General features: G+C 68.0%; 18 protein-coding genes, 1 other RNA gene and 2 pseudogenes. 11 read left to right on the top strand and 10 right to left on the bottom strand.

The genetic code is table 11. The features are described 5' to 3' along the window. The first annotated feature begins 7 nt into the window (after positions 1–7). From K1X59_RS10935 to rnpB, 3 genes are all read left to right on the top strand, one after another. Positions 8–742: a zinc ribbon domain-containing protein gene (locus K1X59_RS10935; RefSeq protein ID WP_183150136.1), complete on the top strand. Its 735-nt coding sequence runs from the start codon at positions 8–10 to the stop codon at positions 740–742. 246 nt (positions 743–988) lie between these two features. Then, positions 989–2,464, top strand: coding sequence for a bifunctional 3'-5' exonuclease/DNA polymerase (locus K1X59_RS10930; RefSeq protein ID WP_309491566.1), 1,476 nt, complete (start codon positions 989–991; stop codon positions 2,462–2,464). A gap of 42 nt (positions 2,465–2,506) precedes the next feature. Further along, an RNA gene (gene rnpB / locus K1X59_RS10925) (RNase P RNA component class A) lies at positions 2,507–2,863 on the top strand. A 70-nt stretch (positions 2,864–2,933) separates the two neighbouring features. Here the strand turns inward: rnpB and ppgK are convergent. After that, on the bottom strand, positions 2,934–3,680 hold the full coding sequence (ppgK, locus tag K1X59_RS10920; protein ID WP_183150135.1) for a polyphosphate--glucose phosphotransferase: 747 nt from the start codon (positions 3,678–3,680) through the stop codon (positions 2,934–2,936). Between the two features lie 68 nt (positions 3,681–3,748). On the opposite strand from ppgK, the gene K1X59_RS10915 reads away from it, so the two are divergent. From K1X59_RS10915 to K1X59_RS10900, 4 genes and pseudogenes are all read left to right on the top strand, one after another. Continuing rightward, a complete protein-coding gene (locus tag K1X59_RS10915) occupies positions 3,749–3,973 on the top strand; it encodes an SPOR domain-containing protein (protein WP_183150134.1) in 225 nt (74 codons plus the stop codon). A gap of 2 nt (positions 3,974–3,975) precedes the next feature. After that, positions 3,976–5,313 (top strand): type I glutamate--ammonia ligase, encoded by a 1,338-nt coding sequence (gene glnA, locus K1X59_RS10910; protein ID WP_220173401.1) that lies wholly within the window; start codon positions 3,976–3,978, stop codon positions 5,311–5,313. 8 nt (positions 5,314–5,321) lie between these two features. Then, a pseudogene (locus tag K1X59_RS10905) lies at positions 5,322–8,294 on the top strand (bifunctional [glutamine synthetase] adenylyltransferase/[glutamine synthetase]-adenylyl-L-tyrosine phosphorylase). A gap of 50 nt (positions 8,295–8,344) precedes the next feature. After that, the gene (locus K1X59_RS10900) at positions 8,345–9,265 is read left to right on the top strand and encodes a diacylglycerol kinase family protein (protein WP_183150133.1); all 921 of its coding nucleotides are present in this window, start codon (positions 8,345–8,347) and stop codon (positions 9,263–9,265) included. A 32-nt stretch (positions 9,266–9,297) separates the two neighbouring features. On the opposite strand, the gene K1X59_RS10895 is transcribed toward K1X59_RS10900, so the two are convergent. The 5 genes from K1X59_RS10895 to glnA (K1X59_RS10875) form a co-directional block, all read right to left on the bottom strand. Further along, positions 9,298–10,443 carry an AI-2E family transporter gene (locus K1X59_RS10895; protein ID WP_183150132.1) on the bottom strand — a complete coding sequence of 382 codons (1,146 nt, stop codon included), beginning with the start codon at positions 10,441–10,443 and terminating at the stop codon, positions 9,298–9,300. 93 nt (positions 10,444–10,536) lie between these two features. Continuing rightward, on the bottom strand, positions 10,537–11,352 hold the full coding sequence (locus K1X59_RS10890) for a hypothetical protein (protein WP_220173400.1): 816 nt from the start codon (positions 11,350–11,352) through the stop codon (positions 10,537–10,539). After that, positions 11,268–11,915: a serine/threonine-protein kinase gene (locus K1X59_RS10885; RefSeq protein ID WP_220173399.1), complete on the bottom strand. Its 648-nt coding sequence runs from the start codon at positions 11,913–11,915 to the stop codon at positions 11,268–11,270. The genes K1X59_RS10890 and K1X59_RS10885 overlap by 85 nt, the downstream gene beginning before the upstream one ends. Before the next feature lie 203 nt (positions 11,916–12,118). Beyond that, the gene (locus tag K1X59_RS10880; protein ID WP_183150130.1) at positions 12,119–12,391 is read right to left on the bottom strand and encodes a hypothetical protein; all 273 of its coding nucleotides are present in this window, start codon (positions 12,389–12,391) and stop codon (positions 12,119–12,121) included. Between the two features lie 113 nt (positions 12,392–12,504). Beyond that, positions 12,505–13,929 (bottom strand): type I glutamate--ammonia ligase, encoded by a 1,425-nt coding sequence (gene glnA / locus K1X59_RS10875; protein WP_183150129.1) that lies wholly within the window; start codon positions 13,927–13,929, stop codon positions 12,505–12,507. 147 nt (positions 13,930–14,076) lie between these two features. Here glnA (K1X59_RS10875) and K1X59_RS10870 point away from each other — a divergent pair, with 147 nt between their 5' ends. Continuing rightward, positions 14,077–14,505, top strand: coding sequence for an RDD family protein (locus K1X59_RS10870; protein WP_244631899.1), 429 nt, complete (start codon positions 14,077–14,079; stop codon positions 14,503–14,505). A gap of 7 nt (positions 14,506–14,512) precedes the next feature. Here the strand turns inward: K1X59_RS10870 and K1X59_RS10865 are convergent, their stop codons facing one another. Beyond that, positions 14,513–15,004 carry a RimK/LysX family protein gene (locus K1X59_RS10865; RefSeq protein ID WP_183150128.1) on the bottom strand — a complete coding sequence of 164 codons (492 nt, stop codon included), beginning with the start codon at positions 15,002–15,004 and terminating at the stop codon, positions 14,513–14,515. A gap of 20 nt (positions 15,005–15,024) precedes the next feature. Between K1X59_RS10865 and K1X59_RS10860 the strand changes: the two genes are divergently transcribed. Continuing rightward, entirely contained in the window at positions 15,025–16,212 is a 1,188-nt protein-coding gene (locus tag K1X59_RS10860) for a RimK family alpha-L-glutamate ligase (protein ID WP_017202222.1), read from the top strand. Positions 16,213–16,279: 67 nt separating this feature from the next. On the opposite strand, the gene K1X59_RS10855 is transcribed toward K1X59_RS10860, so the two are convergent. Further along, positions 16,280–16,990, bottom strand: coding sequence for a DUF4191 domain-containing protein (locus K1X59_RS10855; RefSeq protein ID WP_183150127.1), 711 nt, complete (start codon positions 16,988–16,990; stop codon positions 16,280–16,282). A gap of 160 nt (positions 16,991–17,150) precedes the next feature. On the opposite strand from K1X59_RS10855, the gene K1X59_RS10850 reads away from it, so the two are divergent. Both K1X59_RS10850 and K1X59_RS10845 read left to right on the top strand, forming a co-directional pair. Then, positions 17,151–17,762 (top strand): hypothetical protein, encoded by a 612-nt coding sequence (locus tag K1X59_RS10850; RefSeq protein ID WP_183150126.1) that lies wholly within the window; start codon positions 17,151–17,153, stop codon positions 17,760–17,762. A 586-nt stretch (positions 17,763–18,348) separates the two neighbouring features. Next, complete coding sequence (locus K1X59_RS10845) at positions 18,349–18,621, top strand: hypothetical protein (RefSeq protein ID WP_220174230.1); 273 nt, start codon at positions 18,349–18,351, stop codon at positions 18,619–18,621. Between the two features lie 7 nt (positions 18,622–18,628). On the opposite strand, the pseudogene sucB reads toward K1X59_RS10845, so the two are convergent. Together sucB and lpdA are read right to left on the bottom strand one after the other, a co-directional pair. Beyond that, positions 18,629–20,352 (bottom strand): annotated as a pseudogene (gene sucB / locus K1X59_RS10840) (2-oxoglutarate dehydrogenase, E2 component, dihydrolipoamide succinyltransferase). Positions 20,353–20,419: 67 nt separating this feature from the next. After that, positions 20,420–21,793: a dihydrolipoyl dehydrogenase gene (lpdA, locus tag K1X59_RS10835; protein ID WP_183150125.1), complete on the bottom strand. Its 1,374-nt coding sequence runs from the start codon at positions 21,791–21,793 to the stop codon at positions 20,420–20,422.

The raw sequence follows: 21,793 nt of genomic DNA, 5'->3' as shown, positions 1-21,793 counted from the left end.
TGAGAGCGTGAACGCCAGCCCCGAGAACCAGCGCACCCTGCTCGACATCGCCGACCTCGATCGACGCATCGCGCAGGCCGAGCGCGCCCGCACGAAGCCGAGCCAGGCGGGGCGGATCACCGAGCTCGTCGCCATCCGTCAGGACCAGCTCCGCGAACTCACCGCGCTCACGGGCACCCGCGACGACGTCCGCACCGAACTCACGCGGCTCGAGTCCGATGTGGCTCTCGTCGAGCAGCGTCGCAACCGCGACGCCGAGCGCCTCGCCACCGCCACCAGCCCCAAGGATGCGCAGGCGCTCGAGCACGAACTCGCGAGCCTCGCCAAGCGTCAGAGCGACCTCGAAGACGCCGAGCTCGATGTCATGGGTCGCCTGGAAGAAGCGGAAGCGGCCGTCGCCGCTCAGCAGGCTCTGCTGCAGACGACCACGGAGGAGGGGACGGCCCTCACCGCACAGGCGAAGGCCGACGTCGCCGCGGCGACCGAGCTGGGTGCGCAACTGGCGCGCGACCGCGCTGCCGTCGCCGAAGGCGTGTCGCCGCAGCTGCTGGCCGAGTACACCCGCCGTGCGGCGAACAGCGCGGGCGCGGCGCTCCTCACGCGGGGGACCTGCGAAGGCTGCCGCATCGTGCTTCCCAGCACTGACCTGAACGACATCCGACGGGCCGCGGACGACCTCGTCGTCTCGTGCCCCGAGTGTGGGTGCATCCTCGTGCGCACCGAGGAGTCCGGTCTCGCGTGAGCCCGATCCGCGCGCACCGGAGATGACGGCGCCGGCGTCGCCTGTCGAGCGGCGCATCGTGCTCCTCTCGGTCGGTCCGCAGGACTACGTCGCGATCGAGCTCGACGGCGAAGACGAAGAGTCCGGGCGCACCCTGCTGCGATCGGATGGCCTCGCCGAATGGGTGGCGTCGATCGAGGTGAGCGACGCCCCGCGGTGGATCATCCGCACGGCCTCCGAGACCTACGCCACCTTGCTCGCTGAGGGGTGCGCGTCCGTCGCAGCCATGATCTGGTGCTGTGCCACGCCATCCTGCGCGACACCGCCGCGGTGGCATCCCCACTCCCCGGATCCGCGGCGTGGGAACGGCGCGAGTCCACGGTCTCGGCGCCGTCGCTGTTCGACGCCTTCGAGGTGGAGAGCGGCGAAGACACGATCGCCGCGACGCTCGAGCAGTATCGTGCTCAGCGCCGCGTGATCGCCACGGCGCCGGACGGACGTCTCACGCTGCTGTGCGCCGCTGAATCGGCAGGGGGACTCATCGCCGAGGAGATGCGCGTGGCCGGGCTGCCGTGGGACGAGCGCGTGCACGATGCGATCTTGACCGAGACGCTCGGCATCCGGCCGATCGCAGGAGGGCTGCCGAGCCGGATGGTCGCACTCGGCGACCAGGTACGGCAGCAGCTGGGCGACGCCACGCTCCATCTCGACAGTCAGCAGAAGCTGCTCAGGGCGCTGCATCGCGTCGGGGTCGATGTCGAGTCCACGAGCCGGTGGGAGCTGGCCGAACATGATCATCCGGCCATCGAGCCTCTGCTCGCCTACAAGAAGCTCTCCCGACTGCTCAGCGCCAACGGCTGGGCCTGGCTCGCCGAGTGGGTGCACGACGGAAGGTTCCGTCCCGTCTACATCCCCGGCGGCGTTGTGACCGGGCGATGGGCGTCTGCGGGTGGTGGCGCGCTTCAACTGCCGCGCAGTCTGCGCCCTGCCGTGCGTGCCGATCCCGGATGGACGCTGGTCGTCGCCGACGTGGCTCAGCTTGAACCACGGATGTTGGCCGCGATGGCTGCCGACGAGGCGATGGCCCAGGCTGCGCGAGGCCGCGATCTATACGCCGGAGTGGTGGCCTCCGGCGCGGTCGCCTCCAGGGAGGAGGCGAAATACGCCGTTCTCGGTGCGATGTACGGCGCGACGACCGGCGACAGCGGGCGGCTCGTCCCGCGTCTGCGAAAGGTGTATCCGCGGGCGATGGCTCTGGTCGACGCCGCCGCGCGGACGGGGGAGGACGGCGGGATCGTGTCCACCTGGCTCGGCAGATCCTCCCCGCGCCCGTCTGTGGAGTGGATGCGACTGCAGTCCGACGCGACGGGAGCGGACGCCGACCCCGCGGTGGTGGCTCTTGCTCGTCGTCGAGCCCGAGACTGGGGACGCTTCACCAGGAACTTCGTGGTGCAGGGCACTGCCGCGGAGTGGTCTCTGATCTGGCTCGCCGAGATCCGACACCGCCTGCAGCAGCTCCCGGAGGTGTTCGGGGAGGCACCGGCATCGGGGCCGTTCGCGCGGGTGCCTCATCTGGCGTTCTTCCTGCACGACGAGGTCATCCTGCACGTCCCGCTCGAACATGCGGAGTCGGCGGCGACGGCCGTGAAAGAGGCCGCTGCCACGGCGACGACGCGGTTGTTCGGCTCGTTCCCGATCGATGTGCCCCTCGATCTGCGTATCGCGGAGTCGGCGGAGAAGTAGCCGCAGACCGTCGGGCCGGAGAACGTAGAATGGACATGCGAATGGGTCGACTGGACGGCCGCGTTGCGGGAGACCGCACCGAGGAACGTCCGGGCTCCTCAGGGCAGGACGGTGGGTAACGCCCACCCGGAGCAATCCGCGAGAAAGTGCCACAGAGAGCAGACCGCCCCGCAAGGGGTAAGGGTGAAAGGGTGGTGTAAGAGACCACCGGGGGCCATGGTGACATGGCCCGCCAGGTAAACCTCGTCCGGAGCAAGGTCAGACAGAGGATGTTGACGCGGCTCGCCGAGTCCTCGGGTAGACCGCTAGAGTGCCACGGCAACGTGTCGCCGAGAGAGATGGCCGTCGAAGGGGCGAAGAACCCCGGAACAGAACCCGGCGTACAGGTCGGCCCATTCGCCTCACACGAAACGAAGGACCCGATGACGACGAGTCATCGGGTCCTTCGCGTCGTCGGAGTGGGCGAGGGTCAGTCCCCGGCGAGCGAGGCCGCGCCGATGATTCCCGAGTTGTTGCGGTGGATGGCCGGGACGATCGGGGTCTTGAGGTCGAGGAGCGGCAGGAAGTCTCCCGCGTTCTTCGACACACCGCCGCCGACCACGAAGAGGTCGGGGCTGAAGAGGAACTCGATGTGCGAGTAGAAAGCCTGCAGGCGTTCCGCCCACGCCTCCCAGCTGAGGTTCTCGCGCTCACGTGCGGACGTCGCGGCATAGGTCTCGACGGACTCGTACTCGCGGAAGTTGAGATGGCCGAGCTCGGTGTTCGGCAGCAGCACGCCGTCGTACAGGAATGCCGAGCCGATACCCGTGCCGAGCGTGGTCAGCAGGGTGAAGCCGAGCACGTCGCGGGCGGCACCATGGCGGGCCTCGGCGACACCGGCGGCATCGGCGTCGTTCACGAACACGATGTTGCGGCCGAGGCCGTCGCGGAAGAACCGCTCGGCGTCGAAGTCGATCCACTCCTTCGAGACGTTCGCCGCGGAGAGGGTCTTCCCACGCTTGACGATCGCGGGGAAGGCGACACCCAGCGGCAGCGTCGACTCGTGCACGTCGAGGGTCTTCAGCACCGTCTGCACGGCGATGAGCACGTCTTCCGGTGCGGCGCCCTCCGGCGTCGGGACACGTACCCGATCAGAGGCCATGGTGCCGTGTTCGAGGTCGACGATTCCTGCTTTGATACCCGTGCCGCCGATGTCGACGCCGATCGCTTTTGCCATGGCCGATAGCTTAGCGACCACGGTGCACGCCAGTAGGATCGATGACATCACGTGAAGAAGGGACAGACATGTCTGACGGTGACCACAAGTACTGGTACAACTCCGAGACCGGCGAGGTCGAGTTCGGCATGATCTCGCCCTCCATCGACCGGATCGGCCCCTTCGACACGGAGGCCGAGGCCCGCCGCGCTCCTGAGGTGCTCAAGGAGCGCTCGCGCGCCTGGGCCGAGGAGGAGGCGGTCGAACAGGGCTGGGACGTCAAGGGCGAGGCAAAGGGCCGGGGCGCAGAGTAGCCATGGACAAGCAGAGGGACTTCGTCCTCCGCACGATCGAGGAGCGCGGCGTCAAGTTCGTGCGACTGTGGTTCACCGATGTCATCGGAACGCTCAAGTCCGTGGCGATCGCCCCTGCCGAGGTGGAGGGTGCGTTCGCGGAGGGCATCGGGTTCGACGGCTCCGCGATCGAAGGGCTCACGCGCACGTATGAGTCCGACCTCCTCGCGCAGCCGGACCCGACGACCTTCCAGACGTTGCCGTGGCGGGGCGAGATCGACCCGACAGCGCGCATGTTCTGCGACCTCACGACGCCGGACGGCCAGCCGGCCGTCGCCGACCCGCGGCATGTGCTCAAGCGCACGCTGGCGAAAGCCGCAGACGCCGGGTTCACGTTCTACACGCATCCCGAGATCGAGTTCTACCTTCTGAAGTCCTCGTCGTTCGGCCCCGACGGCCCGGTGCCCGTCGACTCGGCGGGCTACTTCGACAACGTGCCCGGTGGCACGGCCCACGACTTCCGCCGTCGGTCTGTCCGCATGCTCGAAGACCTCGGCATCTCGGTCGAGTTCAGCCACCATGAGGGCGGACCCGGACAGAACGAGATCGACCTCCGGTACGCCGATGCGCTGACGACGGCCGACAACGTCATGACGTTCCGCACCGTGATCAAGGAGGTGGCGATCGAGCAGGGCGTCTATGCCACGTTCATGCCGAAGCCGCTCAGCGGGCAGCCCGGCAGCGGGATGCACACGCACATGTCGCTCTTCGAGGGCGACCAGAACGCGTTCTACGAGGAGGGAGCGAAGTACCAGCTCTCCAAGACCGGACGCCACTTCATCGCCGGACTCCTCAAGCACGCGAACGAGATCTCCGCGGTCACGAACCAGTTCGTGAACTCGTACAAGCGGCTCTGGGGCGGGGATGAGGCTCCGAGTTTCGTCACCTGGGGCCACAACAATCGATCAGCGCTCGTGCGGGTGCCGATGTACAAGCCCAACAAGGGACAGTCCTCCCGCGTCGAGTACCGCGCACTGGACTCTGCAGCGAACCCGTACCTCGCGTACGCGCTCATGCTCGCCGCAGGGCTCAAGGGCATCGAGGAGGGCTACGAGCTCCCGCCCGAGGCCGAGGACAACGTGTGGGCGCTCAGCGACGCCGAGCGCCGTGCGCTGGGCTACTCCGCTCTACCTGCGAGCCTCGACCACGCTCTCGAGTACATGGAGGCGTCGGAGCTCGTCGCCGAGACCCTCGGGGAGCAGGTGTTCAACTACGTGCTGCTCAACAAGCGCAAGGAGTGGGAGGCCTACCGCGGGCAGGTCACTCCCTTGGAGCTGAAGAACAACCTCGAGCTTCTCTGAGGCCCGGCATGGCCCGCCCGGACGACTCCGTCTCGCTCTCCGCCCTGGCCAGGCTCGGGTTCGCCGACCTGAGCGAGGCCGCCGCATCCCTGACGGAGCTGGCGACCATCCTCGACCGACCCCGTGGGGTGCTGCTGGAGGCCTCGGACGCCGCGGATCCGGACGCCGCCGTGCGGGGTCTCCTCCGGGTCGCGCGTCGGAACGAGGCGCCGTTGCGGCGTCTCCTGGACGACGAGGCGACACGCCGGCGCGTCTGGCGCGTCTTCGGTGCGTCCGAGGGCTTGGCCGAGTTCTTCCTGCGGCATCCGGAGGAGCTCACGGTGCTGGAGCAGGCGGTCGACGTGCTCCCGTCCGCGGAGGCCTTGCAGGAGCGGATGCTGGCAGCCGTCGATGCCCGTGACGGGTTCGCGCGAGCAGGGGATGACGACGCGATCGCGGCGATCCGAATCGCCTATCGTCGCGAGCTGGCCGCCATCGCGGCTACGACCTCATGCATGCGGTACCGCAGAACGTGGTGGCTGCTGTATCCGCCGCACTGGCCGATCTCGCCGGAGCGGCTCTCGAAGCCTCTCTCGCCGTGGCCAGGACGCGCCTCGGCGATGCGTTCGCGCGCGCCGACCTCGCCGCGACCAGGCTCGCTGTGATCGGCATGGGGAAGGCGGGGGCTCGGGAGCTGAACTACGTCAGCGATGTGGATGTGATCTTCGTGGGGGGCAGCCGTGACGAGGAGACCGTGAGCGAGGCTCGCGCCATCGACATCGCCACCCGCCTGGCACGAGAGACCATGCGCAATCTCAGCGCCATCGAGGTGGAACCCCCGCTGTGGGAAGTGGATGCCGCGCTGCGACCCGAGGGGAAGCAGGGCGCGTTGGTCCGCTCTCTCGCCTCGCATCTGGCGTACTACGACCGTTGGGCGAAGAGCTGGGAGTTCCAGGCGCTCCTGAAGGCGCGGCCGCTCGCGGGCGACCCCGAGCTCGGTGCGGAGTACATCGCCGCCGTGCAGCCGAAGATCTGGTCGAGTGCGGCTCGGGAGGACTTCGTCGAAAGCGTGCAGCGGATGCGTGAGCGCGTGATGGAGCACATCGATCCCGAGGACGCGCCGTACCAGCTCAAGCTCGGCGCCGGTGGACTGCGCGACATCGAGTTCACCGTGCAGCTGCTGCAGCTCGTGCACGGGCTCACCGACGAGTCGCTGCGCACGCGCGGGACCCTCGAGAGCCTCGACGCCCTCGTCGAAGGCGGGTACATCGGACGCGTGGATGCGGCAGCCTTCGCCGACGACTACCGTCTGCTGCGGTTGATGGAGCACCGGCTGCAGCTGCGGGAACTCAGCCGCACGCACCTGATGCCGCGCACGCCTGCGGGCCTGCGGATCCTCGCCCGCAGTTCCGGGCTGGCCGACAGCGGCGAGGGTGTGTGGGCGCGGTGGGAGGCGGTGCGTCGGGAGGTGCGCGAGATCCACACGCGCCTGTTCTACCGGCCGCTGCTCTCCGCGGTCGCCGGTTTGCCGGAGGAAGAGCGCACGCTCTCCGCCGCCCAGGCCCACGACCGTCTGGCGGCGATCGGGTTCCGGGACCCAGCGGGGGCTCTGCGTCACATCGGCGCCCTCACGAGCGGACTCAGCCGCAAGGCGACCATCCAGCGGCATCTGATGCCGGTCATGGTGCGGTGGTTCGCCGACGGCAGCGATCCCGACTACGCGCTCCTCGCGTTCCGCCGCATCAGCGAGCGTCTGGGCGACACCCCTGGTTCCTGCGGATGCTGCGCGACTCGTCCGGGGCTGCCGAGAGTCTGACGCGCCTGCTGTCGTCCTCGCGGTACGTCGGGGAACTGTTGGAGTGGATCCCGGAGTCGGTGGCATGGCTCGACAACTCGGAGCGCTTGCGTCCGCGCGGGGCATCGGCACTGGACGACGAAGCGCGTGCGATCCAGACCCGACACGACACGATCGGCGATGCGCTGCGAGCCGTCAGAGCCCTGCGCCGGCGCGAGCTCCTGCGCACGGCGATGGGAGCCGTGCTCGATGTGCTCACGATCGAGGAGGTCGCCACGGCACTCACCGAGATCACGGCGGCGACGATCCAGGCTGCTCTGCGCGCGGTGATGCGTGAGGTCGTCCCGCCGCAGGACGAGGCGCTGGACTTCGCCGTGATCGCGATGGGGCGCTTCGGCGGCGCCGAACTCGGCTTCGGGTCGGACGCGGACATCCTGTACGTCTACGACGCGAACGGCGTCGACCCCAGCGTGCGCAACGCCATGCGACGCAGATCGTTGCCGGCCTGCGGGAACAGCTCACGGATCACCGCCTTCCCCTCGATCTGGACGCCGGGTTGCGTCCAGAGGGCCGGAACGGGCCTCTGGTGCGGTCGCTCGACGCCTACGCCGAGTACTACCGCCGCTGGTCGCTGTCATGGGAGGCGCAGGCGCTGCTGCGGGCGAGGGGAGTGGCAGGCAGCGCGAAGCTCATCGCGCGCTTCATGACCCTGGCCGACGCGATCCGCTACCCGGAGTCGGTCGATCTGCAGGGCACGCGCGAGATCAAGCGGATCAAAGCCCGGGTCGAAGGGGAGCGCCTGCCTCAGGGAGCCGATCCTCGACGGCATCTCAAACTCGGCCCTGGAACTCTCAGCGACGTCGAGTGGCTGGTGCAGCTGCTTCAACTCCAGCACGCGTATGCCGTACCCGGTCTGCGCACGACATCGACGCTCGGAGCGCTGGACGCGGCGGTCGCCGCGGACCTCGTCCCCGAGGAGGACGCCGTGCGTCTGCGTGAGGCGTGGTTGCTCTCGAGTCGGCTCCGGTCGGCGATCACCCTGCTCACCGGCCAGACCAGCGATGTCCTCCCTGCGGATCGCCGGCAGCTCGATGCGATCGGACGCCTGCTCGGGTACCCCGATCGTTCGGCGAGCGAGCTCGAAGAGGACTATCTCGGGGTGACGCGGCGCGCCAGGAGGACGTTCGAGCAGTTGTTCTACGGGTAGGCCGCGGCGATGAGTTTGCGGTATCGGACGTCCTGTCGCAAGCTGACGATATGACCCACTCGCGCATCGGCATCATCTGGAACCCTTCGAAGGTCGAGAAGGGGGTTCTGCAGACAGCCGTGAACGAGGTGTTCGGCGATCAGCAGGACATCCGCTGGTGGGAGACCACGCCGGAGGATCCGGGCAGGGGCATGGCCCGCGAGGCGCTCGAAGACGGCAGGGAGATCGTCATCGCCGTGGGCGGCGACGGCACGGTCCGCGCGGTCGCGGAGTCGCTCGCCGGCTCGGATACCGCACTCGGCATCGTTCCGCAGGGCACGGGAAACCTCCTCGCGCGCAACCTCGAGGTCCCGTTGAACAACGTGACAGCGGCTCTCGAGCGGATCCGCGACGGAGAGCCTCGTCGTATCGACCTCGGATGGGTGTCGTACGACGGCACGGAACATGCTTTCGCGGTGATGGTGGGTTTCGGCATCGACGCGCAGATGCTGGTGGAGACCGATGACGATCTCAAGTCGAAAGCAGGATGGCTGGCCTACGTCGAGGCGATGGGGCGTGCCCTCGCCGGCACGGAGATGACCGATCTCACGATCGCCATCGATGGGGACAAGGCGGTCGCTGTGCGCGGGCACACGATGCTCATCGGCAACTGTGGGATGGTGCAGGGCGGAATCCGCCTGCTTCCGGACGCGGTCCTCGATGACGGAAAGCTCGACGTGCTCATGATCAGCGCGGATGGCGCGCTCCAATGGCTGGAGACCCTCCGCTCCTTCGTGTGGGACAACGGGATCCGTCGGATCTTCGGAGCCACGGATGAAGCCGTCAGCACGGACTCCGCGCGTCACCTCCCTGTCGAGACCGTGTCGGTCGAGCTGAAGACGCCTCTCGTGTTCGAGATCGACGGCGAGGAGATGGGCGAGGTCTCGGCATTCGACGTGCGCGTCGAGCCGGGCGCGCTGCTCGTGCGCTGAGACATCGCCCCGGAGCGCGGGTGCCCTGGCCGTCAGGACGTGGTGATCACCGGCGGTGCCTTCTTCCGATCCTGGGAGGGGAAGATCACCTTCTGGACGATGATGATGATGCTCGCCGCGATGGGGATGGCGACGAGCGCACCGAGGATGCCGCCGAGGGCACCGCCGGCGACGGCAGCGATCACCACCAGGGCTCCCGGCACCGCAACCGCACGGCTCATGATGCGTGGCGAGAGGACATATGCCTCGATCTGCATGTAGACGAGGTAGTACCCGAACGCGATGAGAGCCGTCACGGGTGAGACGAACAGGCAGATCAACGAGTTGATGATCGAGGCCGTGAGCGTTCCGACGAGGGGGATCATCGATCCGATGAAGGCGATGAGCGCGAGGAGCGCCGGGACGGGGGCTCCGATGATCGAGAGGACGATCAGGCTCAGCACGCCGTTGATGAGCGCCAGGCTCGCCTGCCCCATCACGTAGCGGCCGACCGCGCCCGAGACGTCCTCGAGGAGCTCGCTGAAGGTGTCGCGCTGGTAGGCGGGGACGAAGCGCGCGGCTGTGCGCTTCATGCCGCGCAGTGACGCCATGAAATACAGCGTCAGGATCAGGACGATCGTGACCCCGGTGAGACCGCCGGCGATGCCCGCCCCGACCGCGAAGACGCCGCCGCCGATGTCGAGGAAGTTGTCCGGATCCTGGACGAAGTCGAGCACGCCCTGCGCCGCGTCCTGGATGGTCGTGCCGAACTGCCCGCTCACATCCTTGAACCACTGGCTGTCCATGAACTCCTCGACCATCTTCGGGCCGTCCTTGATGAGGTTGCCGATCTGTTCGACGAGCACGGGGACGATCGCGAGGATGATGCCGGCGAAGGCGAGGATGACCACGGCGACCACGATGGTCACGGCCGCTGGGCGGGGGAGCTTCTTCTCGATGAACGTGACGATCGGATCCAGGCCCAGCGCGAGGAAGAGCGCGACGCCGATGTAGACGAGCACGGTGGCGAGCTGGTCGACGATCCCGCCGATGGCCAGCGCCACCAGCACGCCGAGGGCGCCGAGCAGACCGAACATGAACGGGTTGGCGCGTGCTGCGGCGACGACCGTGGTCGTCGATCTGCGCTGGGCCGCCGTCGTCTGCGGTTCGTTGGGCGCGATCACTCTCTTGCGGCGCATGGGCCCTCCCTCTTTCCGGACTCAGTCGATCTTCCTCCACGCGGGCCACGCGCGCACTGAGCGACACCCTGCGTCCTCACGGGCGGTGCCGGATCACTTGTCGGGGTCCGTGCCCGGCTTGTCCGCGCCGGAGTTCTCCGCGCCGGGCTTGCCCTTGCCTGGTTTGTCCTCGCCTGGCTTGTCCTTGCCTGGCTTGTCCTTGCCTGGTTTGTGCTGGCCTGGTTTGTGCTGGCCTGGTTTGTCCGTGTCGCCCGACCCCTTGTCGGTTCCGGGTGTCTGGCTGTCGTCGTTCGACGATACGGGCGTCACCGCGGTCGGCTCCTGCGGCGTGGGCTCCGACTGCCCGGCAGGAACCACTGCAGGGTCCTGCCGTGGGGGAGCTGTCGCAGCCGTTCGTGCGATCTCCGGCTCCGCGCTTCCGCTGGTCATCCACGCGACCGAGGCCGTCGATCCGACGATCACTGCGGCGACCGCAGCGCCCACGAGGCCGAGACGTCTCCGACGACGTGCATCCGGTCGACGGCGGAGCCTGCGTGTCGAGTGCTCGAGCGTCTGCGCGTCGACGGCAGGCAGAGGTCTCGTACGCGCTGGTTCGCCAGACGACGGCGCGACGGCGGCGATCCGCGGTCGCGCGACGGCGGCCAGGTCTCTGATCGAGCGCGCCGCCTCGAGCGCATGCGGACGGGTGTGGGGATCGAGAGCGGTCATCCGGGTGAGAAGGGCGACCCACTCGGGTCCGAGCGTCTCGGGGATGTCCGGGGGGATGTGCAGTCGCGCCAGAGCCGACTGCACGCCGAGCCCGGAGGGGAAACCCGGCTGTCCGGTCAGAGCCTCGAGCAGCACGAGTCCGAGCGCATAGATATCGAGCGACGGACGGATGTCCGCGTTCCGAAGCTGCTCGGGTGCCATGTAGGCCACCGTGCCGAGGACGAACCCGGGGAGGTGACCCGGGACGCGTCCAGTGCGCACGCGATGCCGAAGTCCGCGAGTTTCGCACGCCAGCGGTCGCCGTCGGATGAGGGCGGCACGAGAAGCACGTTCGACGGTTTCACGTCGCGGTGCACGATGCCGGCCGCGTGCACCGCGTGCAGCGCCTCGGCGATGTCGGCCCCGATGTGGGCGACCTCCGCGGGAGGGATGGGTGACCGTGCCATCCTCGTGCTGAGGGCGGGCCCGGCGACGAACTCCATCACCAGATACTGTTCGCTCCCCGGATCCAGCTTGGCATCGAGCAGTGTCACCAGGCAGGGATGATTGAGGGAGGCGAGCAGCGCCTTCTCGGTGTGGGCGCGATCTGCTGAGCCCATCACGGAGCGAGGCTCGCGTCGGATCACCTTGACCGCGACTGTTCGGCCCAGGAGAACGTCCTCGGCGCGGAAGACGGTCGCCATGCCGCCCTCGCCGACCATCTCGGCGAGGCGATAGCGTGCATCGAGCAGCGCCTCGGTCGGCGCCGCATCCTCGGTCCACATCGCTGCCTCCTGGCCGCACGGATCGGGTCATCCCTGCGACTCCGGAGAGACTACGGGTGCCGCGCACGCGGGGCACCGGGCTTGACGCCGAGACCGCGACCTGCAAGCCGGAGGCGCGGCGGCGGTTCGACGAGTGCCCGCCTCGCTCCGCAGGACACCGCGCACCGCATCAGCGTCGCCACGGGCGACGTCGCGCGCCGCTACTATTGTCTGCCCGCGTCCGGCCCGTGCTCGTCTTCGAATGCACGGACCTTGCGACGGTAGTCGAACCAGAGTTTCACGCCGTAGAGCGCGAGGGCGAACGTGACGATCAGCATGACCCCGTCGACGATCGAGCCCGCATCGAACGTGATCGCGCGAAGTACGGTCATCACGCCCCAGCCGATCATCATGATCAGCGCACCCAGACGCCAGCGTCCCAGTTCGAGGCGCTGCTGGATCAGCGACGGGGTCGGCTCAGCGTCGGGTTCGGACATGCGCAGAGCCTAGCGCGAGATCAGCACGGCGGATGCTGTTGCGCGGGATGCAGAAGAGCCCGCCACGGCGGACCGTGACGGGCTCTTCGGGAGACTCTGCGGAGTCCGGTGGATCAGACGCCGAAGTACAGCTCGTACTCGAAGGGGTGCGGGCGCTGGGCCATCGGCAGGATCTCGTTCTCGTACTTGTACGAGATCCAGGTCTCGATGAGCTCCTTGGTGAACACGCCGCCCTCGAGGAGGAACTGGTGGTCGGCCGCCAGCGCGTCGAGCGAGTCGAGCAGGGAGTTCGGCACCTGGGGGATGTCCTTGGCCTCCTCGGGCGGGAGCTCGTAGAGGTCCTTGTCGACCGGCTCGTGCGGCTCGATGCGGTTCTTGATGCCGTCGAGGCCCGCCATGAGCTGCGCGGCGAAGGCGAGGTACGGGTTGCCCGACGCGTCGGGAGCACGGAACTCGATGCGCTTCGCCTTCGGGTTGGAGCCCGTGATCGGGATGCGGATCGCGGCGGAGCGGTTGCCCGCCGAGTACACCAGGTTCACCGGAGCCTCGAAGCCCTTGACCAGGCGGTGGTAGCTGTTCAGCGTGGGGTTCGTGAACGCGAGCAGCGCCGGCGCATGTGCCAGGATTCCGCCGATGTACCAGCGCGCGATGTCGCTCAGCTGGCCGTAGCCTGCCTCGTCGTAGAACAGCGGCTTGCCGTCGTTCCACAGCGACTGGTGGGTGTGCATGCCCGAACCGTTGTCGCCGTAGAGCGGCTTCGGCATGAAGGTCGCGACCTTGCCCCACTCGTTGGCGGTGTTCTTGACGATGTACTTGAACTTCAGGATGTCATCCGCCGCGTGCACCATGGTGTCGAAGCGGTAGTTGATCTCCTGCTGCCCTGCCGTGCCGACCTCGTGATGCGAGCGCTCGAGGATGAATCCCGCCTCGATCAGCTTGAGGGTGATGTCGTCGCGCAGGTCGGCGGTCTTGTCGACCGGGCTGACCGGGAAGTATCCGCCCTTGTACGGCGTCTTGTTGGCGAGGTTCCCGCCCTCTTCCTCACGGCCGGTGTTCCAGGCGGCCTCTTCGGAGTCGACCTTGTAGAAGCTCTCGCCGGCGGTGACCGAGTAGCGCACGTCGTCGAAGATGTAGAACTCCGCCTCGGGGGCGAAGAAGGCGGTGTCGGCGATGCCGGTCGAGGCCAGGTACTTCTCGGCCTTCTTGGCGACCTGACGCGGGTCCTTGGAGTAGATCTCGCCGGTGCGGGGGTTGTAGATGTCGAACAGCATCACGAGAGTGCTGGCCTCGCGGAACGGGTCGACGTAGGCCGTCGTGACATCCGGGATGAGCTGCATGTCGGACTCGTGGATGCTCGCGAAGCCGCGGATCGAGGAGCCGTCGAACAGCTGGCCGTCCGTGAAGAACGCCTCGTCCACAGTCGATGCAGGAATGTTGAAGTGCTGCTGTACACCCGGGAGATCGGTGAAACGGATGTCAAGGAACTTGACGTCGTTCTCCTTGATGTAGGCCAGTACCTCGGACGAATCTTTGAACATGTACGACTCCTGTAATGCGGATCGATGGCTTCACGGCCATTCTGCAGAGTACGGACGGGGGATTTCTCTACGGTATCCGCTTTGTTTCGGGCGTGTTACAGGAGCCGACGGGACGGGGCCGTCTGTGACCCTCGATAGGCTGGGGGAGTGACGGATGCTGTGAACACGTACCCCGGCGAGCGACTCGGGCTCCCCGAATCCGGTTCCGGGAGCATCGCACGTCCCGGTCGTCGCATCGGAGCACTCCTGATCGACTACGCGGCTGCCACGATCATCGCGACGGGTTTCCTCGGTTACGACCAGTTCGCGCTGCCCACCGAGGCCGGACTGACGCAGTTCGCCCCGATGCTCGTGTTCGCTGTCCTGCAGATCGTCTTCATACCGACGGCGGGCGGAAGCCCTGGCCACCGGATCCTCGGGATGCGTCTGGTCCGACGCGACGGCGGGTGGATCGGGCTGTGGCGTCCGATCGTCCGCACGCTGCTCCTCGTGGTCGTGGTGCCAGCGGTCATCTGGGATGCGGATCAGCGAGGCCTCCACGACAAGGCGGTCGGCACGATCCTGATCCGCACCTGAGCCGTGATCAGGCCCTGCCGCGGTTGCGGCGACGCGCTTCCCGTGGTGCGCGGCCGCCGAGGAACGACCGTGCCGGGTCGACGGAGAATCCCTGTCGCAGAGCTTCCCGGCCGATGAGCATGCGGAAGCCCATCTCGTCGCGGTTGCTGAGCGTCACCTCGGCGAGGACCTCCCGGTCGACGAGTCGGATCAGCAGCTCGACGACGAACCGTTCCTGCGCATGTCCTGAGGAGCTGCGCACCGCGCGACGATCGTGTACAGGACACTCGACGACCACCGCGTCCTCCTGGCTGTCCTGCCAGGGTTTGACCTTGAAGCGGACCCAGGGCTGGTCGTCCTGCTCGAACTCCACGACGTCGAATGCGTGCAGGGAAGACGTGCGCGCGCCCGTGTCGATCTTGGCTTTGAGCCAGTCGACCCCGAGATCGGGCAGGCTCACCCATTCTCGCCACCCCGTAAGGGTGTTTGAATGGGGGGTAGTCCTACTCACCTGATACATCCTGGCAGGAAAAATCCCCCGTGAAGATCGCAGTGCTCTCCCGCGCGCCGCAGGCGTACTCCACCCAGCGTCTGCGTGCAGCAGCGCTCCAGCGCGGGCACAACGTGAAGGTGCTCAACACGCTGCGCTTCGCGATAGATCTGACCTCGGATGAACCCGACCTCCACTATCGAGGTCGGCAGCTCAGCGACTACGACGCGATCCTGCCGCGCATCGGCAACTCGATCACCTACTTCGGCACCGCGGTCGTGCGGCAGTTCGAACAGATGGACGTCTACACGCCGAACACCGCGAACGGCATCTCGAGCGCCCGCGACAAGCTCCGCGCCAACCAGATCCTCTCCCGGCACAACATCGCGATGCCGCCGACCGCGTTCGTCCGCAACCGTGCCGACGTGCGTCCGGCGATCGAGCGCGTCGGCGGGGCACCCGTCGTCATCAAGCTGCTCGAGGGTACTCAGGGCATCGGTGTGATCCTCGCCCCCCAGGTGAAGGTCGCGGAGGCGATCATCGAGACGCTGCACTCCACCAAGCAGAACGTGCTGATCCAGAAGTTCATCTCCGAGAGTCGTGGTCGCGACATCCGCGCGCTGGTCGTCGGCGACCGCGTGGTCGCCGCGATGCGGCGTTCCGCCGCCGGTGATGAGTTCCGGTCGAACGTGCATCGGGGCGGCTCGGTCGAGGCCATCGAACTCGACCCCGTGTACGAGCGCGCCGCCGTGCGCTCGGCCCAGATCATGGGCCTGCGCGTCGCGGGCGTCGACATGCTGGAGGGCGACGACGGACCGCTCGTGATGGAGGTCAACTCCTCGCCGGGCCTTCAGGGCATCGAGACCGCGACCAAGCTCGACGTGGCGGGTGCCATCATCGACTACATCGCCGGACAGGTCGCGTTCCCCGAGATCGATGTGCGCCAGCGGCTCACGGTCTCGACGGGCTACGGCGTCGCAGAGCTGATGGTGCACGGCGCTGTCGATCTGGTGGGGAAGACCCTGGGCGAAGCGGGGCTCTGGGAGCGGGACATCACGGTGCTCACGCTCCACCGCGGGGTCAGCGTGATCCCCAACCCCCGCAAGCACGTCGTTCTGGAGGCCGACGACCGGCTGTTCTGCTTCGGCAAGCTCGACGAGATGCGCTCGATGGTTCCCGAGCGTCGTCGACGCCGCGCGAAGGTCCGTCGTCTGCCACGGCAGCCGCTCTCCGAGTGAGCACACAGAACGCGGCCGCCCTCCGAGGAGGACGGCCGCGTTCTGCGTGCTTCTGCGGTACGGAGACTCAGCGTGGACGCTGGGAGCGCACCTTGGTCGGATCGATCCCCTTCGGGATCGGCAGCGACGACAGCGACTGCGACACCGAGTCGACGCGGCGGATGACAGCGGCCATCGTCGCCTTGTCGATCGCCTTGGGGAGCTTCTTGATGGTCTTCGCGAGGTCGGCGATCGCGACTTCATCGTCGCCGTGCCCCACGTAGAGGACCGTGACGGGAACGCCGTGCGCGACGCGCTGAGCCTTGCTGCGCTCTTCGTTCACCAGCCGGGTGAGTCGACCACGCGCACCTTCGCCGACCACCACGATGCCGCCACGGCCGATCGTGCGGTAGACGGCTTCCTGCGTCTTGGGGTTGATGCCGACGGGAGTCTCCGACGCCTGCCAGCTACGGCCGAGGCTCGTGCTGAGCACGTGGCCGGTGGCGCCGGGCATGCCGTCGATCTTCGTGTACATCGCCGACGTCGACATGCGCGTCATGAGGAAGAGCGCACCGAGGATGCCCAGCATGAGCCCGGTGACGCCCCACAGGATGAGCGTCCAGATCTGGAACGGCGGAATGAGGTATCCGGCAAGCAGACCGATCAGGACGCCGCCGAGGAGGATCGCGAGCTGCGCCCAGGGAAGCCACGGGTAGGCCTCGCGGGTGAACCGGAAGAGGGACTTGATCTGGGAGAAGAACCCAGGACGCTTTTCGGGTTCAGGAGCACGCTTTGCCATGGAGACCAGCCTACCGAGTCCGCGGGCCGCGTGATGTCGACGTTCGCGTGAAGCGGAGCGGGCGGGCGGACTGCTCCTGCACATCGGGACTTCGAGCGATATCGACGCACATCGCCCAGGAACGAAGAACGCGCGCCGGCAGGTGAGCTGTGATGGAGGAATGGCAGACATCAGGACCGAGGAGTCGGGGGAGACGGCGCTCGTTCCGAGAGCGCATCGCGTGGTCCGGACGCTCGACCCGGCGGAGGGGCCTTTCCCCGGGTCACTGGTGACGTGTGGGAGCGCGGTTGCCGTGCGCCGGGATGCCGAGGAACTCGACGGCTGGGTCGGCTGGCGCTATGCCGGTGCCGAGCACATCGCGGCACCGATCGACGTGATCCGCCGCAGGGGAGGACACGACGTGCTGCTCCCGTGGTGCACGGAACGGATATCGGCGTTCGTGGTCCGCCGCGTGGCTGCGGACGCACCGCTGACGCCGGGAGAGTCGACCACCCTCGTGATCAGCATGCTGCGAGGGCTGGACGAGATCGGCGTCGAGGGGGCCAGCGGGGGCGAGTGGTGGTTGACCGATGGTGGACGACCGGTGTTCGTCTTCGGTGCAGGGACCGACGCTCGCGCGGGAGCGGAGGCGGTCGTCGCCCGCCTGTCGGAGCACAGCTTCGACAAGGTCATGGTGCGTGCTCTGGGAGTGGTGGAGCGCGCACTCGCGAGCTCGGCAGGTCAGCCCCGGGTTCCGCGGAAGCTGCTCGAGGCGGGGAGGTCGAGCTGTTGAACGTGGCCGCACCGCAGCCCCTCGATCTCAGCCTGCACGCGCCAGAAGCCCCGAGTGACGTCCTTCACGCCCTCAGGCCACGCGGACAGACCTCACCGCGCGCGGAGCTGCGACGCAGATCCGAGGCCGACACGGCGACAAGCGGCCTCGGTCGGGTCGCTCTCGGCCTGCAGGCTGGTGTCACCGCGGTCGTCGCCCGCGCCGAGGAACTCTTCAGGTCTGTGTGGCGGCCGCGACGAGCGCCTCAGAAGGCGGGAACCAGCCCGGCTGACATGCGGCGTGGTAGACGGCGGCGGGCGATGATCATCGCGGGGACGGCTGCTGCGGCCGTGCTCGTGGGCGGAATGCTCTGGCCGGTCGGAGGTGCGGAGGGCGCACCCGAGGACAGGTCTCGCCATGCGGTTGCGGACACGCGACCGGACGCCCCCGGTACGCCACGTCGCCCGGGCGATACGCGGGCGGATCAGAGCGACCTCGGAGAAGGCGGATCTGACGAGTCCGGCGCCGTGCCGACACCCCCGGTCTCGTCGCCGACCGACCCCAGCCCCGAGGTTGCGGCCGTTGCCGTGCTCGAGACGATCGCAGATTGTCGCGCTCGGGGGATGCGACCTGCGCCGAGGGAGTGGCGGCCGGGGCAGAAGGCGTGGTCGCCGCACTCGGCGCGGCCGCCGATGCCTCGCCGGGAATCGAGTTGGTTGACGAGTACGGAGATGTCGCCGTGGTGCGACTCCTCGTCGACCCGACAGCGGAGGGGAAGGCGGATGCGGACACAGCCGAGCAACTCATGGTCGTGCTCATCCGCGCACATGAGAAATGGCTGGTCCGCGACGTGTATGACGTCGCGGACCAGCCAGGATGATTCTCTGTCAGGCGCCGAGCTGAGAGGCGAACTGCGCCGACTCGAGTCGAGACTTGACCGCGCCGAGGAAGCGGGCGGCGTCCGCACCGTCGATGATCCGGTGATCATACGACAGGGCGAGATACACGTAGGACCGGATGGCGATGGCGTCTGCACCTCCGACCTTCACCAGACCGGGACGCTTGACGACGGTGCCCGTTCCGAGGATCGCGGACTGCGGGAGGAAGACGACGGGCGTGTCGAACAACGCGCCGCGCGAACCGGTGTTGGTGAGGGTGAACGTGCCACCGGCGAGCTCGTCGGGCTTCAGCTTGTTGTCGCGGGTGCGCGCGGCGAGGTCGGCGATCTCGTGAGCGATCTCGGCGATGTTCTTCGAGGCCGCATCCCGGAGAACTGGCGTGAGCAGGCCACGCTCGGTGTCGACCGCGATCGAGACGTTCTCGCTCGCCGGGTAGACGATGTTCTCGCCGTCGACGGTCGCGTTCACGATCGGGAACGCCTGCAGAGCCTCGGCGGTCGCGAGCGCGAAGAACGGGAGGAACGAGAGCTTGTCGCCCGTCTTCTCGAGGAACGACGCCTTCACGCTGTCGCGGTACTCCGAGAGGGCGGTGACGTCGACCTCGACGACTGTCGTGAGCTGAGCGGTCTGCTGCATCGACTCCACGGCGCGCTTTGCGAGCACCTTGCGCAGACGCGACATCGGCTGCGTCGTGCCGCGCAGCGGAGAGACCTCCAGCGGAGCGGGAGCCGCAGCGGAAGCCGCGGGGGCGGTCGCTGCGGTCTCCGCAGCCTTGAGGACGTCTTCCTTGCGGATGCGGCCACCCACGCCGGTGCCCTTGACGGAGGCGAGATCCACACCCTGCTGGGCAGCCAGCCGGCGGACCAGCGGCGTGACGTAGAGGTTGTCGCTCTCGGTCGGCAGCGTGAGCTTCGGTGCGGCCGGAGTTTCGGCAGGCGCGGGAGCGGCTGCAGGTGTTGCGGAGCGGCTGCAGGTGCCGGAGCAGCAGCGGCGGGTGCCGGAGCAGCAGCGGCGGGTGCCGGAGCAGCGGGCGCTTCCGCGGCGGGAGCAGCAGGCGCTTCGGCGGGGGCGGCAGGAGCGGCACCCGAGCCGACACGTGCGAGCACGGCGCCGACGGCGACCGTCTCATCCTCCGCGGCGACGATCTCCTGCAGCACACCGGCGATCGGCGACGGGATCTCGGTGTCGACCTTGTCGGTCGAGATCTCCAGCAGAGCCTCGTCCACCGCGACGGTGTCGCCGACCTGCTTCAGCCAGCGGGTGACGGTGCCTTCGGTGACGCTCTCGCCCAGTTCGGGAAGCACGATGTCGGTCGCGTCTCCGGCCGGTGCTGCCGGGGCTGCTTCGGGTGCCGGCGTCTCTGCGGCCGGCGTCTCGGGCGCGGGAGCCTCGGCGGCGGGCGCGGCCTCGGCCGGTGCTTCTTCGGCAGCGGGCGCAGCGGCTTCGGGAGCGTCCGCAGCAGGAGCTGCTCCGCTGCCGTCGCCGATGCGCGCGAGGAGGGCGCCGACCTCGACGGTCTCGTCCTCGGCCACGAGGATCTCCTCGATCACACCGGTGACAGGGGAGGGGATCTCGGTGTCGACCTTGTCGGTCGAGATCTCGAGCAGGCCCTCATCTGCCTGCACGGTGTCTCCCACCTGCTTGAGCCAACGGGTGACCGTACCCTCTGTGACGCTCTCGCCGAGAGCGGGGAGGACCACGGATGTGCTCATGACTGAGTCTCCTTCAGGAAGTTGTATGACGCTTGTCTAGCTTAGTGACTCGGGCACCGGTTGGTGCTCAGAGGGCGTGCAGGGGCTTGCCGGCCAGTGCCAGGAAGGCTTCGCCGAGTGCCTCGCTCTGGGTCGGGTGGGCGTGGATCAGCGGGGCGATGTCTTCCGGGTGCGCCTCCCAGGCGACGGCGAGCTGGCCTTCGGTGATGAGTTCTCCCACCCGATCGCCGAGCAGATGGACACCCACGACCGGGCCGTCCTTGAGACGGACGACCTTCACGAGACCGCTCGTCCCGATGATCTCACTCTTCCCGTTGCCTGCGAGGTTGTACTCGTAGGCGACGATGGCGTCCGCACCATGCTCTTCCGCCGCCGCGGCCTCGCTGAGGCCGACGGATGCGACTTCGGGGCTCGAGTAGGTGACCTTCGGGATCTGCGCGTCGGGGATGTTCGCGGGCGACATGCCCGAGATGCGCTCAGCGACGGCGATGCCCTGCTGGAAGCCGCGGTGGGCGAGCTGGAGTCCCGGAACGATGTCACCGACCGCCCACACGCCGGGCGCCCCGGTGCGCAGCTCCTCGTCCACGGTGACGAAGCCGCGATCCAGAGTCACGCCGGCTTCCTCGAAACCGAGATCGGCGGTGACCGGACCGCGTCCGACGGCCACCAGGAGGTAGTCGGCGGAGAACTCCTTGCCGTCCTCGAGCGTGACGGTGACGGACGCGTCATCCTGCCGAGCACTCTGGAACCGGATGCCGAGGGAGTACTGGATCCCGCGGCGACGGAACGCACGCTCCAGCCCCTTGCTGAGGGTGATGTCCTCATTCGGAACCAGGTGCGGCAAGGCCTCGATGATCGTCACCTCTGAACCGAACGACCGCCACACGCTGGCGAACTCGACGCCGATCACGCCTCCACCCAGGATGAGGACGCGTTCGGGGATGACGTCGAGTGCCAGCGCCTGCTCGCTCGTGAGGATCCGACCGCCGATGTCGAGCCCGGGGAGCGAACGGCTGTAAGAGCCGGTCGCGAGCACGACGTCGGCGCCGACGTACACGTCGTCACCCACACTCACGCTGCGGTCGGGGTTGAGCCGACCGAGGCCGGCGACGGTCGTGATGCCGCGCGCCTTGACGAGCCCTTCGAGACCCTTGAACTTCTTGGCGACGATCCCTTCGCGGTAGGCGCGGACTCCGGCGGGATCGATGCCCTCCAACGTCGCGGTGACGCCGACCGATGCGGCGTCGCGCACGTGCTCTGCGACCTCGGCCGCGTGCAGCAGCGCCTTGGTGGGGATGCATCCGCGGTGCAGGCAGGTGCCGCCGACCTTGTCCTTCTCGATCAGGGCGACGGACTTGCCGAGTTCACTCGCGCGCAATGCAGCGGCGTAGCCACCGCTGCCGCCGCCCAGGACGACGATGTCGAAGGTGTGGGTTGTCAT

Origin of the sequence: Microbacterium sp. Se5.02b, assembly GCF_019464375.1 — a bacterium.
In the GTDB taxonomy this organism is placed as follows: domain Bacteria; phylum Actinomycetota; class Actinomycetes; order Actinomycetales; family Microbacteriaceae; genus Microbacterium.
The sequence above is the reverse complement of the archived record's forward strand: the minus strand, read 5'-3'. Positions and strand labels throughout refer to the sequence as shown.